We start from the raw sequence: 14,574 nt of genomic DNA on the forward strand, positions 1-14,574 counted from the left end.
TCCCCTCCACAACCTCCTGCTCACTGTCGCGCAGGCCGGCGCCACGGTCTATACCGGCGCGATGAACTCCCGCAGCCGGCGTCCGGCCGATATCGCAGAAGGACGTGGGCCCGACGGCGACGCCTGGGCCGAAGCGGCCTCGGCGACCGATCCGCGCGCCGCCGCCACCGCGCTGCTCCGGCAGTCGTGGGACGCCGCCCGGGCCCGCGCGGCCCAGCGCCTCGAACACGGGCTGGGCGGGGTAGAGGTGGCCCGGCTGCACGCCGTCGCGGCGGACGAGATGCTGACCTCCCTGTGGCGGTTCGCGACGGAAACCCTCTATCCCGCCCCCAATCCGACCGAGGCCGAGCGGCTCAGCCTGATCGCCGTGGGCGGCTACGGGCGCGGCGTGCTCGCGCCGTTCTCCGACCTCGACCTGCTGTTCCTGCGGCCGTGGAAATCGATTCCGCGCACCGAGCAGGTCATCGAGTTCATGCTCTATGTCCTGTGGGATCTCGGCGTGAAGGTGGGCCAGTCGGCGCGGAAGGTCGACGAATGCCTGGCCCTGGCGAAGACCGACATGACGGTGCGCACGGCCCTGCTCGAGGCGCGGCCGCTCGCCGGCGACGAGCGGCTGGCCGAGGATTTCATCGCCCGCTTCCGCGCCTTCGTGGTCAAGGCCGATCCGCGGCCCTTCATCGCCGCCAAGCTGGAGGAGCGCGACGTCCGCCATCAGAAGTCGGGGGCGGTGCGCTATCGCGTCGAGCCCAACGTCAAGGACGGCAAGGGCGGCCTGCGCGACCTCAACACCCTGTTCTGGATCGCCCGGTCTCTGGCCCCCGAGAGCCCGCTGGGCGCGCGGGTCATGGACGATCTGCTGACCCCGCGCGAGCGCCGCACCTTCGAGGAGGCCTTCGACTTCCTGTGGCGCACCCGGGCGCATCTGCACCTCGTGGCCGGGCGGGCCGAGGAGAAGCTGACCTTCGACCTGCAGCCCGAGGTGGCCCGGCGGATGGGCTGGCGCGGCCGCGGCGACGAGCCAGCCGTCGAGCGGTTCATGCGCCGCTACTTCCTGGTCGCGCGCGATGTGGGCGGCCTGACCCGCGCCCTGTCGGCCAAGCTCGAGGCGCGCCAGCAGAAGCCGACCCTGAGCCTGTCCCGGCTGATCCCGGGCCGCAAGCGCAACCTCGGCGTCGAGGGCTTCATCGAGGACGGCGGCCGGCTGTCGGTGACCGGGCCGGAGGTGTTCGCCGCCGCGCCCGAGAAGCTGCTGATGCTGTTCCGCTGCGCCGACGCCCATGATCTGGACCTGCACCCGGACGCTTTCTCGGCCGTGAGCCGGTCACTGTCGCTGGTCACGCCGTCGCTACGCCGGGACCCCGAGGCGACGCGGGCCTTCCTCGACATCCTCGCCCAGGGCCTGCGGCCCTACCGGGTGCTGTCGCTGATGAACGAGACCGGCCTGCTGGGCCGCTTCCTGCCCGAGTGGGGGCGGATCGTCGGCCAGACCCAGTTCAACATGTACCACGCCTATACCGTCGACGAGCACACGCTGCAGGCCATCGGCATCATCAACGACATCTGGCGCGGCAAGCTGAAGGCCGAGCACCCGGCCGCGACCGAGATCGTCCACAGGATCGACGACTTCGAGGCCCTGATGCTGGCCATGCTGCTGCACGACGTCGGCAAGGGCGGCGACCGGGGACAGCTGGAGGACGGGGCCATCGCCGCCCGCCGCGCCTGCGACCGGCTGGGGCTCGATCCGCGCCGGACCGAGTTCGTGGTCTGGCTGGTGCGCAACCATCTGGCGCTCAGCGACTACGCCCAGAAGCGCGACGTGTCCGACCCCGAGACGGTGCGGGCCTTCACCGAGCTGGTCGGCGATCCCGAGCGGCTGCGCACCCTGCTGATCCTGACCGTGGCCGACATTCGCGCCGTCGGTCCGGGGGTCTGGAACGGCTGGAAGGGGCAGCTGATCCGCGACCTCTACCAGCGCACGGAGGCGGCCTTCCGCGGCGAGGACATCACGCGGGCCGACCCCCTGGACGACTATCCGGCGCTGATGGCGCGGGCCCGGGCCGAGGGGGCGGTGGCCGAGGTGCTGGACGCCGCCAAGGCGGACCCGGCGACCCGGGTGGCCGTGGCCGCGGGCGACCGGCCGGGCCTGTTCGTCGATCTGGCCCGGGCCCTGGCCGCGGCGGGGGCCGACGTCGTCGGGGCGCGCGTGGCCACGGCGGAGGACGGCACGGCGCTGGACGTGTTCGAGCTACAGGACGGGGCGGGGGCCCCCTACGGCCAGGCCGAGCCGCGGCGGCTCGAGCGGCTGCTCAAGGCGCTGGAGGGGGCGGCGCGCGGTCAGGCGGGCCGCGCCTCGCCGCCGCCCGCGCCGTTCAATCCGCGCCGCGCCGCCTTCGACGTGCGGCCGACGACCATCGTCGATCTGGAACAGAGCCCGACCGCCGCCGTGGTCGAGGTGTCGGGCGCGGACCGGCCGGGCCTGCTGGCCGATCTGGCGCGCGTGCTGGCCGACGCCGGACTGTCGATCCGTTCGGCCCACATCGCCGGCTTCGGCGAGCGCGCCGTCGACAGCTTCTACGTCACCGACGCCCGGGGACGGAAGCCGAAGGCCGGCGCGGCGCTGGAGCGGTTGCGCGGCGATCTGGAGGCCGTGCTCGACCACAAGGAGCGGGGCGGGGCGCCCCTGTCCGCGCCGGTGCGGGCCAGCCTGCGCGACGTCTCCGAGGTCGGCCGCCTGCGCCCCGCCCGCCGCCCGGTATCGCGCGGCCCGGAAGCAGGCTAAGGCGCTGATATGGCCGACAAGACCCCGCCCGACGCCGAACCGATGGAGGCCGCGCCGCCCGTGCCCTCGGCCTCGGGGACGTCGGAGCCGATCGTCCAGCCGCCGGCCTCGGCGACCATGCGCAAGGGCGGCGGCATGATGCGGTCGTCGGCCATCTTCAGCGGCCTGACGCTCGTGAGCCGCCTGGCCGGCTTCGCCCGCGACGTGGTCATCTCGGCGGCGCTGGGGGCGTCGGCGGGACCGGCGGCGGACGCCTACAATACGGCGCTGAACTTCCCCAACCTGTTCCGCCGCATCTTCGCCGAGGGCGCCTTCGCCGCCGCCTTCGTGCCGGCCTATGCGCGGACGCTGCAGGCCGAGGGCGAAGAGGTCGCGGACAAGGTCGCCACCGACGCCCTGGCCGCCGTGGCCTTCGCCACCGTCGCCCTGACCATCGTCGCCCAGCTGACCATGCCGTGGCTGATGACCGTCATCAACGTCGGCTTCCTCGACGATCCGGCGCGCTTCAAGCTGGCGGTGATCCTGACCCAGATCACCATGCCCTACCTGCCGTGCATGGCCATCGCGGCCCTGCTGTCGGGGGTGCTGAACGCGCGCGGCCGCTTCATCGTCTCGGGCGCCTATCCGATCCTGCTCAACCTGATCATGCTGGCCGCGGTCATCCCGGCGCAGGGGAACCAGATCGGCGCGGCCTACGCCGCCTCGTGGGCGGTGCTGGCGGCGGGGGTGTCGCAGGCGGGCCTCTGCTGGTGGGCCGCGCGCAAGGCCGGGGCCGACATCCGCCTCGGGCTTCCGAAGCTGACCCCGGCGGTCCAGGCCATCATCATCACCGCCGTGCCGGCCGCGATCGGCAATTCGGCGACCCAGATCAACGTCTTCATCTCCGGCAACCTGTCCAGCTTCGTCGCCGGCGGCCGGACCTGGCTGGCCACGGCGGACCGGCTGTACCAGCTGCCGCTCGGGCTGGTCGGGGTGGCCATCGGCATCGCCCTGCTGCCGCGCCTGTCCCGGGCCGTGGCCTCGCAGGACCATCAGCAGCAGCAGGCCTCCATGGACGAGGCCCTGACCCTGTCCATGGCCCTGACCCTGCCGGCGGCGGCGGCCCTGATGGCCATGCCCTACTTCCTGATCGACGCCCTGTTCACCCGCGGGGCCTTCCTGACCTTCGACGCGGTCAACACGGCCCAGGCGCTGTTCCAGTTCGGCTGGGGCGTGCCGGCCTTCGTGCTGATCCGCATCCTCGCCCCGGCCTTCTTCGCGCGGGGAGACACGCGGACGCCCATGGTCTTCGCCCTCGTGTCGGTGGCGGTCAACGCCGCCCTGGCGATCGGCCTGTTCTATGCCGGCCTGGGCGTGGCCGGCATCGCCGCCGCGGTGTCGGGCGCGGCCTGGACCAATGTGCTGCTGCTGGGCGGCGCCCTGTGGCGGCGCGGGGTCTACCGGCCCAGCGTCCCGGCCCTGTCGCGTCTGGCGCGGATCGCGGCGGCCGCGGCCGGGCTGGCGGTGGTCGTCGGGGTGGCGGCGACACTGCGGCCCCATATCGAGGCTCCGGTCGCCGACCTGCTGGCGGCCCTGGGGACGACCCACGGCGCCAAGGAGGCGGCGCTGCTGCTGGTCACGGCCGCCGGGGGCCTGACCTATCTGGCGCTGGCCTTCGTCACCCGCGCCGTCACCGTCGCCGAGGTGAAGAGCCTGATCCGGCGATCGCGCTAGCGCCCCAAGGATCGGGCGGGTTGCCCTCGCCGTCCCGCTGGGGCATGTGCCGCCTATGTCAGACGCGTCGACTTCCTCTCCCGCACCGGTCGCCTACGCCGGCCCGCGCCGCATTCTCAGCGGCATCCAGGCGTCCGGGGCCCTGCATCTGGGCAACTACCTCGGGGCCCTGAAGCGGTTCACCCAGCTTCAGGAGACGGGCGCGCCCTGCTTCCTGTTCGTGGCCGACCTGCACGCCATCACCGTGTGGCAGGACCCCGCCCTGCTGGCCGCCCAGACCCGCGAGATCGCCGCCGCCTACCTGGCCTCGGGGCTGGACCCGGCCCGCTCCGTGATTTTCCCGCAGTCGGCGGTGCGGGCGCATGCCGATCTGGCGTGGATCCTCAACTGCGTGGCCCGGCTCGGCTGGCTGGACCGGATGACCCAGTTCAAGGAGAAGTCGGGCAAGCACAAGGAACGCTCGTCGGTCGGCCTCTACACCTATCCGGTGCTGCAGGCGGCCGACATCCTGCTCTACAAGGCCACCGAGGTGCCGACGGGCGAGGACCAGAAGCAGCACCTCGAGCTGACCCGCGACATCGCCGCCAAGTTCAACAACGACTTCAACGTGCCCGGCTTCTTCCCGCTGCCGGAGCCGCTGACCCAGGGGCCGGCCCCGCGGGTGATGAGCCTGCGCGACGGGGCGGCCAAGATGAGCAAGTCCGATCCGTCGGACCAGTCGCGCATCAACCTGACCGACGACGCCGACTCGATCACAGCCAAGATCCGCAAGGCCCGCACCGACCCCGAGCCGCTGCCGGAGACGGTCGAGGACCTCGACGCCCGGCCCGAGGCGAAGAACCTGGTGACCATCTACGCCGCCCTCGCCGACGAGACCCGGGAACAGGTGCTGCGCGAATGGGGCGGCAAGGGCTTCGGCGCCTTCAAGCCGGCGCTGGCCGAGCTGGCCGTGGCCTCGATGGCCCCGGTGACGGCCGAGATGCGCCGGCTGATGGCCGATCCGGCCGAGATCGACCGGGTGCTGAAGGACGGGGCGGACCGGGCCGCGGCCATCGCCGAGCCGGTGCTGGACGAGGTGCGCAAGATCGTCGGCTTCTGGCGGGCCTGAGCGCGTTTTCCGGACGCGACGTCCGGCGAGGGACTGGCGAACGGCGGCGCTTCACCCAGATAGGGTGCATGGCCCTGAACCATCCGCTCGATCGCCCCGTGTGGAGCACCCTGACCAGCCGTCAGGCGCATCTGGCGCTCGGCGACGCGCGGGCCCTGCGCATCGACCCGGCCCATGGCCTGTTCGCGGCGGCGGCCGATGACTCGCCGGAGAGCACGGAGGCGCTGGGGCGGCTCAATATCTCGCCCAACGGCATGGGGCTGGTCGAGACCGGCGACATGCCGGTTCCGCCGGGCGCGGCGGTGCGCAGCCGGGCGGCGTGCGTCCAGATGGTCGCGACGTCGCTCAATGGCGGCGGCAAGGCCGTCGACTTCGAGCCGCTGGGAGAAGCCGACGCGGCGGAGATGCTGGCGCTGGCGACGCTGACCGCGCCCGGCCCGTTCTTCGAGAAGACCCATCGTCTGGGCGACTTCATCAGCGTCAAACAGGATGGGCGGCTGGTGGCCATGGCCGGCGAGCGGATGAAGCCGGAGGGGTTCACCGAGGTTTCCGGCGTCTGCACCCATCCGGACTTCCGCGGCCGGGGCTACGCCGGAGCGCTGATGCGGGTGGTCACGGGCCGCATCCTCGAGCGGGGCGAGCAGGCCTTCCTGCACGCCTATGCGGCCCACACGGCGACCATCGCCCTGTACGAGACGCTGGGCTTCCGGGTGCGGACGCCGATCACCTATACGGTGCTGGACGGCCCGGCCTGAGGGTCCGCGATGGCAGGGTTCGCACTGAAAAAACGCGGCCTGTCCTTCATGAACATACAAGCCCGATGTCCCGTTTGTGGGATCGCCACGCCTGGACGGCGGCGGCGGGGTATTGAAGCTGTCAAAGACCAGGCCCGGCGGGCATTTCACCAGTATGCATGCGCCTGCGTCAGAAGCGGACGTGGGGTGGGGATCGAGGGGTGTTTTCTCTGTTCCGGGGTGACCGGGAGTGTCTGATTCGGCCCGGAATGGTCGGGATGACAGGGTCCGGGATGGCAGGGTTTTCCTTCTCCCCTCCGGGGGAGAAGGTGGGCGGCGAAGCCGCTCGGATGAGGGGGATGTTTGACGTCAACTGGCGGGCGGTCGATGTGTCGCCGGCCAACCCCTCATCCGCCCCTCCGGGGCACCTTCTCCCCCAAGGGGAGAAGGGTCTTGAGTCAATCCACCCGGTCCAGCCGGGCGATGAAGAAGCCGTCGAGGCCGCCCTTTTCGGCCCACATGGAGGGCAGGATGCGCAGCCAGCCTTCGGGGGTCAGGGCCTCGTCGGGCGCGCCGAGGTCGGCGGGGACGGCGAGGGCGGTCCTGAAGGCGGGGTTGCGACGCAGGAAGGCGATGATCTGGGTCTCGCCCTCCTCGCGCTCGATCGAGCAGACGCAATAGACCAGGCGGCCGCCCGGCCTGACGCGAAGCGCGGCGGCGTCGAGCAGGCGATGCTGGACGTCGGCCAGCTTGGCCACGTCGGCGGGCCTGGTGGCGCGCAGCACTTCCGGATTGCGCCGGAAGGTGCCGGTCGAGGTGCAGGGGGCGTCGAGCAGGACGGCGTCGAAGACGCGCGGGTCATCCCAGTCCTCGGCGGGCACGGCGACGACCTCGGCGGCGAGGCGGGTGCGGGCGAGGTTGGCCTCGAGCCGTTTGAGGCGGGTCGCCGAGCGGTCGAGGGCCACGACCGAGGCGCCGGCGGCGGCCAGCTGCAGGGTCTTGCCGCCGGGCGCGGCGCAGAAGTCGACGATCGTCTCGCCCGCCTTCGGGGCCAGCAGGCGGACCGGAACCGCGGCGGCGGCGTCCTGCACCCACCAGACCCCGTCGTCGAAGCCGGGCCAGCCGGCCAGGTCGCCCCGACGGCCGGTGCGGACGGTTCCGCCCGGCAGAACCTCGCCGTCGACGGCGTCGGCGACGGCGGCGGGATCGACCCCCGGCCTGAGGCTGAGATCGGTGGGCGGCTCCTCGCGGGCGGCGAGGGCCAGCCCGGCCAGGGTCGGTTCCCCATAGGTCGCGCGCCAGCGGGCGGCCAGCCAGTCGGGCAGGTTGGACTCGGCCGTGGTCAGGCCGGGCCCCTCGCGCTCGATGCCGCGCAGCACCGCGTTGACGAGGTTCTTGTAGGGCCGGGTCTTGGGGTCGCGCTCGGCCAGTTTCACCGCCGTCGACACCGCCGCGAAGGCCGGGGTGTCCAGCACCAGGGTCTGGGCCAGGGCGACGCGCAGGATGGTGCGCACCGCCAGCGGCGGGCCTTTCTTGAGGCGGCGGTCGAGGATCTGGTCGATCTCGCCGAGCCGGCGCAGGGCGGCCATGGCCACGGCGCGGGCGAAGGCGCGGTCGGGGCCGGGCAGGTCGGCGACCTCGCGGAACGACAGGGCGGCGTCGAGGCCGCCGCGGCCCTCGAGCGCCGCGTTCAGCAGCACGCCGGCGGCCAGCCGCGCCTCGACGCCGATGTCGGCGGCCTCGTCGCGGGGCAGTTCAACCTTCGGCGGGCGCGGTCCGCGCGACCTGTCGGCCATGCGGCGGCCGCGCGCGGCTGAGTTGCGGCCCTGACCGGGGCCCTGCGTCGGTTCGCGGCTCAAACCGACACCTGCGTGCCGAGCTCGACCACCCGTCCGGGCGGGATGTGGAAGAAGTCGGTCGGGTTGGCGGCGTTGCGCATCAGGAAGATGTACAGCCGGTCCTGCCACAGGGGCATGCCCTGGTTGGCCGAGGGAATGATCGAGCGGCGGCCGAGGAAGAAGCTGGTCGACATGATGTCGAACTTCAGACCCTGCTGCTTGCGGCATACGTTGAGCGCCTTGGGCACGTTGGGCCGCTCCATGAAGCCATAGGAGATGACCAGCTTCTTGAAGTCGTCCGAGATCGGCTCGATGCGCACCCGGTCGGCCTCGGAGACGCGCGGCCGGTCTGTGGTGCGCACGGTCAGGATGACGTTCTTCTCGTGCAGCACCTTGTTGTGCTTGAGATTATGCATCAGGGCGACGGGGGCGATGTCCGGGTCCGAGGTCAGGAAGATGGCCGTGCCGGGGGCGCGGTGCGGCGGCCGCGCGCGCAGCATCTCGATCAGATCGGCGAGCGGCAGGCTGTCCTTGCGGGTCTTCTCGGAAATGATCTGGGTGCCGCGCACCCAGGTCCACATGATCAGCACCAGCGCGGCGCCGAGCACCAGCGGCATCCAGGCCCCGTCGGGAATCTTCAGCAGGTTGGAAGTCAGGAAGACGGTGTCGATGAAGCCGAACGGGATCAGGGCGCCCAGCACCGCCCACAGAGGCCAGTTCCATTTCCGGCGGATGACCGAATACGCCATCAGGGTGTTGATCAGCATCACGCCGGTGACGGCCACGCCATAGGCGGCGGTCAGGTTGTGGGAGCTCTGGAAGGCGAACAGCAGCACCAGCACGCCCACCAGCAGGAAGGTGTTGACCGCCGGGACATAGATCTGGCCGGCCTGGGTCTCGGAGGTGTTGCGGATGTCGATGCGCGGCAGCAGGCCGAGCTGGACCGCCTGCTGGGTGACCGAGAAGGCGCCGGTGATGACCGCCTGGCTGGCGATCACCGTCGCGGCGGTGGCGAGCGCCAGCATGGGCCAGTAGATGAAGGTCGGAACCATGCTCCAGAACGGATTCTCGGACGCGCCGGGATTGTCGAGGATCAGGGCGCCCTGGCCGAGATAGTTCAGGGTCAGGCAGGGCAGGACGAAGGCGACCCAGCCGAAGCGGATCGGCGCCTTTCCGAAATGGCCCATGTCGGCATAGAGCGCCTCGGCGCCGGTGACGGCCAGGAAGACGCTGCCGAGAATGACGAATCCGAGGAAGCCGTCGTTGATCAGCAGCTGCACGCCGTAGTGCGGCGACAGCGCGCGCAGGATGCTGACGTCGTCGAAGATGTGGATCAGGCCGAGGACGCCGAGGCTGAGGAACCAGACGGCGGTGATAGGGCCGAAGAAGCGCGCCAGACCGGCGGTCCCGCGCGCCTGCACAAGGAAGAGGGCGATCAGGATGCCCGCGGAGACGGGCACGATGAAGGGATCCAGCCTGCCGCCCACGCCGGGCGCGTCCTTGACCCCCTCGATGGCCGAGAGGACCGAAATGGCCGGCGTGATGATGCCGTCGCCATAGAACAGCGCCGCGCCGCAGATGCCGAGGATGAAGATGAAGGCGCTGCGTCGGCCGACTGCGTGGGTGGCCAGCGCCATCAGCGCCAGGGTGCCGCCCTCGCCCTTGTTGTCGGCGCGCATCAGGAACATGACGTATTTGAACGTCACCACGATCATCAGCGCCCAGAAGGCCAGCGAGACGACGCCGATGACGGCCAGGTCGCCGCCGACGCCCTCGCGGGCATGGCCGATGGCCTCGCGCAGCGCGTAGAGCGGGCTGGTGCCGATGTCACCGAACACGACGCCGATGGCGCCTATGACAAGGCCCCATTTGCCGGCCTTGACGTGACCGCCCTCGCCGGCCGCCGCGGGGTGCGGATGGGCCGGGGCGACGGATTTGTCGGCGGGGGTCTGGGGATTTGCGGCGGCGGCGTCCGCGCCGTCTTCACCTTGGGGAGAGGCCCCGGCCATGAAGTTCCTCCGGGACGCCGCACGGCGCGGTTCCCATCAAAAGAGCGGCGAGCCTTTAGGCCCTTTCATCGGACGGTTCAATCGTGCTGCGGGTGCGAAGGTTGCAGGCGTCCGGGGCCTGGAAGGAACCGTGTTTGTGAAAGCGCCCCCGGCGTCCTATCTTGGGGATAACGCCATGTCAGACAGCCAACGATTTCCCGTCGCCGCCCACGCCCTGGCCTATCTGGCCCACAAGGGCGCCTACTCGCCGGCCGAGGCCGCGCCGAGTGCGGTTCTGGCCGCCTCGGTGCCGACCAATCCGGTGGTGGTGCGGCGCGTGACCGCCCTGCTGGCCAAGGCCGGGCTGATCGCCACCCGGCCGGGCGCGTCCGGCGGCGCATGGCTGCTGCACCGGCCCGAGGACATCACCATGGACGCGGTGCTGCGGGCCGTGAACGGCTGCGCCCAGTTCGGCTCCCCGCCGGCCGGGGCCAAGGGCTGCCCGGTCAGCGAACATATCCCGCGCCAGGTGGCCCGGGCCATCACGGCGGCCGACAAGGCCGCGGGCGAGGCCCTGTCGAAGATCACCATCGCCGACCTGCTGGCTCCGAACCCGCCGTCGCTGGCGGGCTATGCGCCGCATCCGTCCTGCCCGGTCGCGGCCTGAGCGAGGCGGCCCTGACCACGGTCCGAAGCCCGACGGCGCTCATCACCGGCGCCTCGGCGGGGATCGGATCGGCGCTGGCGTCGGTTTACGCCCTGCATGGCTGGGACCTCGTCCTGACGGGGCGCCGGCAGGCCGCCCTGCAGGACCGGGCGGAGTTCCTGCGCGACATCTATCAGGCGACGGTCACGGTCCTGCCCGAGGACCTCGCTGATCCCGCCGCGCCCCGCCGCCTGTTCGAGGCCATCGGGGCGAAGGGCCTGACCATCGACGGCCTGGTCAACAACGCCGGCTTCAGCCGTACGGCGGGATTCCTCGACACCGAGCCGGAGGCGCACGCGGCGATGATCCGGGTCATGCTGACCGCGCCGGTCGAGCTGGCCCGGCTGTTCGCCCCGGGCATGGTCGAGCGGGGCTACGGCCGCATCCTCAACGTCGCCTCGCTGGCCGGGCGGATGCCGGCGACGGGCGGGGACACGCTCTATGGTCCCATCAAGAGCTTCCTGATCAAGGCCTCGCAGGGGCTGCATCTGGAGCTGCGCGGGACGGGGGTGCATGTCACGGCCCTGTGCCCCGGCTACACCCTGACCGAGTTCCACGACGCCAACGGCACAAGGGCGGAGGTGTCGGCGGCCTATCCGGGCTGGATGTGGATGGACGCCGGACGGGTGGCGCGGATCGGCTATGACGCCTGCGAAGCCAACCGGCCCGGCGTCACGCCGGGGGTGGTCAACAATCTGCTGGGCGGGCTGGCCAAACACCTGCCGGACCGGCTGGCGCTGGCCATGGTCGGCGGGCATGCGAAGCGGCTGAAGCGGATCTAGTCGACGCTCATCCGGGGCGCCGGAAAGTCGCCCGGACGTGACGGGTCGGCTGGATCGCGACCTCGCAGCGGTCGGGGCCGACCACCCGGTCGCAACCCTCCCAGTCAACGGTCCAGTCCGATCCGGCCCGGCCCGGATGCGCGGCCGACAGAACCACCGTGCTGTCCAGACGGCGACGCAGCCAGCACAGTCTCGGGCGGCCGAACTCTTCCCAGCGATAGGCGTCGGGGCCGCAACGAAGATCGGGCTCGCTGGTCACCAGGGTTCGAACGTCCGCCTCGCCGTCGACCACGACGGTGAGCAGCCCGGTCGCGGGGTCGCCGACCACCACGATCTCCCCCAGTTCCGTCGCCTCGGCCGGCTCCGCGGCCTGCGGGACGGACTGCAGGACGGACTGGGAGGCGAGGACCAGGAGCGAGGCGATGACGATCATGATCCGGCTTTCCTGATGAACGGCCCGACGCCTCTACACCCTCGGGGCCGGCCCGAAAGGGGCTCCGCTCAGTGCCCGCCCTCGGGATACGGCGTCGTCACCGCCCCCGAGATCATCCCCGGAATGGCTTCCGACAGGCCCAGCAGGATGAACTGGATCGCCAGGGCGCACAGGATCAGGCCCAGCACCCGCACGATGATCGACATGCCGATCTCGCCGAGCATACGGCTGATCGGGCCCGTCAGGGCGAAGCACAGGAAGGTGGCGATACAGGCCGCGACGATGGCGACCATGCCCGCGACCTGGCCCTGATAGCCGATCTTCGAGGCCTCGCCCGCCTGGATGATGATGGTCGAGATGGCGCCGGGCCCGATCATCAGGGGCATGGCGAAGGGCACCACCAGCCGCTGGAAACGCCGCCGCGCATAGCCGCGCACGTCCGCCGGATCGCTGTCCGTGTCGTTGTCGGCGAAGGATTTCAGGAAATCCCCGCGCGTCATGTCGAGACCGAGCAGCAGAAGCAGGATGCCCCCGGCGATCCGGAACGCGGCCAGCGAAATGCCGAAGAACTGCAGCAGCCCCAGACCGGTGAAGAAGAAGAAGGCCAGGAAGGCGGCGGCGAACAGGCAGATCAGCCCCGCCACCGACAGCCGCTGACGCATGCCGGCCCCCGCCGTCGCCGCGGCGAAGATCGGGATGTTGCCGATCGGATCCACCAGGGCGAACAGGGCCACGAACAGGTTGACGCCCAGATCGACCGCGTCCATGTGCTGACCTCGCCCTGCAATTCACCCGTCCGCAGCCATCTAAGGCTGACGCCCGCGCGCGCGTCCAGTCCTGATTGGCCCCGAGGAGCGACGCCATGACGCCTGTGTTGACCGACCCCCGCCTGATCATCGGCCTGGACCTGCCGTCGATCGACGCCGCCCGGGCCATGGTCGACCGGATCGGGGCGACCGTTTCGGCCTACAAGATCGGTCTGACCCTGCTGGCGCGGCCGGGCGGCGTGGCCTTCGCCCACGAACTCAGGGCGCGCGGCAAGATGGTGTTCCAGGACTGGAAGCTGCACGACATCGGCGCCCAGGTGGAGGGCGCCGCCCGGGCGGTGGCCGAAGGCGGCTGCGACCTGCTGACCGTCCACGCCGAGCCGCAGGTGATGCGCGGCGCGGTCAGGGGACGCGACGCGGCGGGGTCGGGCACGAAGCTGCTGGCGGTGACGGTGCTGACCAGCCTGTCCGACGCCGACCTGGCCGAGCTGGGCTACGGCTTCAGCGCGGCGGACCTGGTCGAGCGGCGGGTGCGCCAGGCGCTGGACTGCGGCGTCGACGGCGTGGTGTCGAGCCCGCTGGAGGCGGCGCGGGTGCGCGCCCTCGCCCATGAGGCGGGCCGGCCGGACTTTCTGATCGTCACCCCGGGCGTGCGGCCCGAGGGCGCGGACAAGGGCGACCAGCAGCGGACGGCGACGCCGCGCGCGGCGCTGGAGGCGGGGGCGACCCACCTCGTCGTCGCCCGCCCCGTGGTGGCGGCCGACAATCCGCTGACGGCCGCCTCGGCGATCGTCGAGTCGATCGACGGGATCGCGCTCTAGCCGCGTTCGCCGGGCTCCTGGCGGTATTCCTGCCGGGGCGGGGCCTCGCGGGGTTCATAGGGCCGGGGGTAGGACGGGGGTTCGTAGCGCGGCGGTTCCGGCAGATAGGCCGGCGGATAGGGGGCGGGCGCGCGGTCCCGGCAGTCGCAGCGGTCGTCGACGGCGCCGTAGTCCGCATCCTCGAGGCGGCCTTCGTACCGGTAGGCCCCGTACTCTTCGTACTCCTCGTACGCCTCGTAGCTTTCGTAGGATTCGTACGAGCTTTCCTCATAGCTGTCGTGACGCTCGCTGTAGCCGTAGCGGCCGCCGCGGTCGTGATCGTCGTAGCGGCGCCGGTCGCGGCCGCCGCAGGACGGCGGTTCGCGGCCGTCGCGGCCGAAGCCGGTGACCACATAGCCGAACGGGGCGCTGGCGCAGGCGAGCACGCGACGGTCGATGTCGTAATAGACGGGCGCGCCGACGTAGCCGTAGCCGCCGGCGTCGCCGCCGTACCCCCCGCCGACATAGACCGTCCCGCCGCCGTGGCCGCGGCCGCGAATGCCGCCGACGTCATAGGCGCGGGCGTTGAAATGGGAGGTGGCGGAGGCCTCCGCGAAGGCCCGGGCGCTGGCGTTCACATTGATGTTCACATTGCGCGAGCCGCCGCCGCCGCCGCCATGGGCGCAGCACGGCGGGGGAGGCGGCGGGGGCGGGGCGCAGCAGGGACCGCCGCCATGGCCGCCGCCATGCCCACCGCCTCTGGGGTCGCCGGCGAGGGCGGGCCCGGCCGCGAGCAGGACGAAGGCGGCGGAAAGGGTTAACAGGCGCATGACGCGGACTCCGGATGCTGGAGCCGTTCTAAGCTACTGGAAAGAAAAGGGTCCGCCGTGCACCGAGCGGGCGAAAACCCGGCCCCGGCTTTCCCC

Annotated in this window: 12 protein-coding genes; 7 read left to right on the forward strand and 5 right to left on the reverse strand. The window is 71.6% G+C overall.

Annotated elements, in window-relative coordinates:
- Nucleotides 1-61: 61 nt before the first annotated feature.
- The 4 genes from glnD (at nucleotide 62) to VEB62_RS04750 (ending at nucleotide 6,355) form a co-directional block, all read left to right on the forward strand.
- Nucleotides 62-2,779, forward strand: a complete 2,718-nt coding sequence (gene glnD, locus VEB62_RS04735; RefSeq protein WP_324796088.1) for a [protein-PII] uridylyltransferase — start codon at nucleotides 62-64, stop codon at nucleotides 2,777-2,779.
- Between the two features lie 9 nt (nucleotides 2,780-2,788).
- Nucleotides 2,789-4,492, forward strand: a complete 1,704-nt coding sequence (gene murJ / locus VEB62_RS04740) for a murein biosynthesis integral membrane protein MurJ (protein ID WP_324796091.1) — start codon at nucleotides 2,789-2,791, stop codon at nucleotides 4,490-4,492.
- A 55-nt stretch (nucleotides 4,493-4,547) separates the two neighbouring features.
- Nucleotides 4,548-5,600, forward strand: coding sequence for a tryptophan--tRNA ligase (trpS, locus tag VEB62_RS04745; RefSeq protein ID WP_324796093.1), 1,053 nt, complete (start codon nucleotides 4,548-4,550; stop codon nucleotides 5,598-5,600).
- A gap of 68 nt (nucleotides 5,601-5,668) precedes the next feature.
- Entirely contained in the window at nucleotides 5,669-6,355 is a 687-nt protein-coding gene (locus tag VEB62_RS04750) for a GNAT family N-acetyltransferase (RefSeq protein ID WP_324796096.1), read from the forward strand.
- A gap of 437 nt (nucleotides 6,356-6,792) precedes the next feature.
- Here the strand turns inward: VEB62_RS04750 and VEB62_RS04755 are convergent, their stop codons facing one another.
- Together VEB62_RS04755 and VEB62_RS04760 are read right to left on the reverse strand one after the other, a co-directional pair.
- Nucleotides 6,793-8,130, reverse strand: coding sequence for an RsmB/NOP family class I SAM-dependent RNA methyltransferase (locus VEB62_RS04755; protein WP_324796099.1), 1,338 nt, complete (start codon nucleotides 8,128-8,130; stop codon nucleotides 6,793-6,795).
- Between the two features lie 59 nt (nucleotides 8,131-8,189).
- Entirely contained in the window at nucleotides 8,190-10,181 is a 1,992-nt protein-coding gene (locus tag VEB62_RS04760) for a potassium transporter Kup (RefSeq protein WP_324796102.1), read from the reverse strand.
- Nucleotides 10,182-10,356: 175 nt separating this feature from the next.
- On the opposite strand from VEB62_RS04760, the gene VEB62_RS04765 reads away from it, so the two are divergent.
- Entirely contained in the window at nucleotides 10,357-10,827 is a 471-nt protein-coding gene (locus VEB62_RS04765) for an Rrf2 family transcriptional regulator (protein WP_324796103.1), read from the forward strand.
- 41 nt (nucleotides 10,828-10,868) lie between these two features.
- Complete coding sequence (locus VEB62_RS04770) at nucleotides 10,869-11,648, forward strand: SDR family NAD(P)-dependent oxidoreductase (RefSeq protein WP_324796322.1); 780 nt, start codon at nucleotides 10,869-10,871, stop codon at nucleotides 11,646-11,648.
- Between the two features lie 7 nt (nucleotides 11,649-11,655).
- Here the strand turns inward: VEB62_RS04770 and VEB62_RS04775 are convergent, their stop codons facing one another.
- Both VEB62_RS04775 and VEB62_RS04780 read right to left on the reverse strand, forming a co-directional pair.
- Nucleotides 11,656-12,081 (reverse strand): hypothetical protein, encoded by a 426-nt coding sequence (locus VEB62_RS04775; RefSeq protein ID WP_324796106.1) that lies wholly within the window; start codon nucleotides 12,079-12,081, stop codon nucleotides 11,656-11,658.
- Nucleotides 12,082-12,149: 68 nt separating this feature from the next.
- Nucleotides 12,150-12,848 (reverse strand): MarC family protein, encoded by a 699-nt coding sequence (locus VEB62_RS04780; RefSeq protein ID WP_324796109.1) that lies wholly within the window; start codon nucleotides 12,846-12,848, stop codon nucleotides 12,150-12,152.
- Nucleotides 12,849-12,952: 104 nt separating this feature from the next.
- On the opposite strand from VEB62_RS04780, the gene pyrF reads away from it, so the two are divergent.
- Nucleotides 12,953-13,669: an orotidine-5'-phosphate decarboxylase gene (gene pyrF, locus VEB62_RS04785; protein WP_324796324.1), complete on the forward strand. Its 717-nt coding sequence runs from the start codon at nucleotides 12,953-12,955 to the stop codon at nucleotides 13,667-13,669.
- Here pyrF and VEB62_RS04790 read toward each other — a convergent pair.
- Nucleotides 13,666-14,478: a hypothetical protein gene (locus VEB62_RS04790; RefSeq protein WP_324796112.1), complete on the reverse strand. Its 813-nt coding sequence runs from the start codon at nucleotides 14,476-14,478 to the stop codon at nucleotides 13,666-13,668. The two genes, pyrF and VEB62_RS04790, sit on opposite strands and share 4 nt — an antisense overlap.
- Nucleotides 14,479-14,574: the final 96 nt, after the last annotated feature.

Origin of the sequence: Brevundimonas sp., from assembly GCF_035626975.1 — a bacterium.
Classification (GTDB): domain Bacteria; phylum Pseudomonadota; class Alphaproteobacteria; order Caulobacterales; family Caulobacteraceae; genus Brevundimonas.